This window comes from Microcoleus sp. AT8-B5 (assembly GCF_036705565.1).
Taxonomy (GTDB): Bacteria; Cyanobacteriota; Cyanobacteriia; order Cyanobacteriales; family Microcoleaceae; genus Microcoleus.
Window position 1 is genome coordinate 1 of record NZ_JAUBUY010000126.1, and the last position, 1,128, is coordinate 1,128.

Consider the following 1,128-nt stretch of genomic DNA (forward strand, 5'->3'; position numbering starts at 1 on the left):
ATTAATGGCGATTGAACTATGACGGACGAAGAGCAACAGGCGATTCAAACACATGTAGAAGCTATTTCGGCAATTCTGTATGCTGATTGTGACCCGGAATCTTTGAAAACATTAGAAGATATCGAGCTCACGGTTAAAGATAAGGTGTTAACTCATGTGACACCGCAAATCGGAATTTTTTTATCTACTCAGCTAGTGGCACAAAAGCAGGAAGGGTAAAGAAATTAAAAAGTACATTAGGTGATTTAAGCATCACCCAAAAGCAAGCAGATAAACTAGGGTGTGGGAGCGGGAGTAGATTGAGTCCACATTTAGAAAACTGTTGTTTAAGACTGAGTGCTAATGTTGCATATCAACATGCAGCCAAAGATATTGAATATATAACAGGGATTACGGTTCCAGCCAAGACACAACAAAGATTAGTACATTATCAAAAATTTGAGCAGCCTTACGCAACAGCAGATATTACCGAGTTAAGTGCAGACGGTGGAAAAGCACGATTGATAACACCATTCGGAGAAAAATCTGAGTGGAAAGACTATAAAGCAATTGTGTCGGAAGCAGGCATAGTAGCCAGCTTCGATCGAAATGACATCATTATTGATTGGGCAAATAAACAACCACTAGCCAAACCAGTAACTTGTCTAGCTGATGGACATGATGGTGTATGGAATATATTTAAAGAAATTAGTTGTCAACAGGACAGAAGAGAAATTCTAGATTGGTATCATTTGAATGAAAATCTTCAGAAGGTGGGGGGTTCAATTAAGCGATTGAAGCAAGCCGAAACATACTTATGGCAAGGAAATGTAAAAAGTGCAATAGCACTATTCATACAATTGAAGAAAAAGCCAGCAGTTAATTTTTGTAAGTATTTAGAAAAGCATAAAGAAAGAATTATTAATTACGAAGTTTTCCAGAGAAATGACATCTGTTCGATTGGTTCTGGGGCAGTAGAATCAGGAATTAAGCAAATAGGTAGAAGAATTAAAATATCTGGAGCAAGTTGGAAATCAGAACATATTGGGCAGGTATTGGCTCATCGATGTGCTTACTTAAATGGCTTAATTGGTAGACCGCCAAAAACTGCACAAGTATAAATACTTATTGCAAAAGTGACATGCTCCC

The 1,128-nt window shown here is 37.7% G+C and carries 1 protein-coding gene; it reads left to right on the plus strand.

Annotated features, from left to right (window positions below):
- The first annotated feature begins 18 nt into the window (after window positions 1-18).
- Window positions 19-1,100 (plus strand): ISKra4 family transposase gene (locus QUB39_RS30490; RefSeq protein ID WP_333056051.1). Its coding sequence is split into 2 segments (ribosomal slippage): window positions 19-175 and window positions 175-1,100, totalling 1,083 coding nucleotides; the frame shifts between segments, so codons are not numbered across the junction.
- The last annotated feature ends 28 nt before the right edge of the window (window positions 1,101-1,128 follow it).